The 341-nt window shown below is 56.0% G+C and carries 1 protein-coding gene; it reads right to left on the reverse strand.

Annotated elements, in window-relative coordinates:
- Window positions 1–151: 151 nt before the first annotated feature.
- The coding region (locus tag MXD62_RS10605) for a hypothetical protein (RefSeq protein ID WP_248829144.1) at window positions 152–341 on the reverse strand (190 nt) is incomplete at its 5' end.

Consider the following 341-nt stretch of genomic DNA (forward strand, 5'->3'; position numbering starts at 1 on the left):
GTGTAATCCGTGTTTTCTGCAGCGTTATGCTTCTTTCCCGCAGCGTACTCCATGCTCTCGACCCCGTCCTCCCGCTCTTTCACCCGTTCCCGCTTCTGCATCCTTTACTGTATCAGAAGCAGTTGCTTCGTCCGCCTCGATAGCACCGTGGTTATTGATTGGTAACCGCAGTTTCCTCTTTTGAAACCAGTTGCTGCAGCTTCGATTGCGTCCGAGCCCGGTCACGCTCCAGAATCGGCCCCAAAAACTGGCCTGTGTAGGAGGCAGCCACTTTGATTACCTCTTCCGGAGTCCCGGTGGCAATAATCTGACCGCCACGGTGACCGCCTTCCGGTCCGAGG

The sequence above is a fragment of the Frankia sp. Mgl5 genome (assembly GCF_023242985.1).
Classification (GTDB): domain Bacteria; phylum Actinomycetota; class Actinomycetes; order Frankiales; family Frankiaceae; genus Parafrankia; species Parafrankia soli.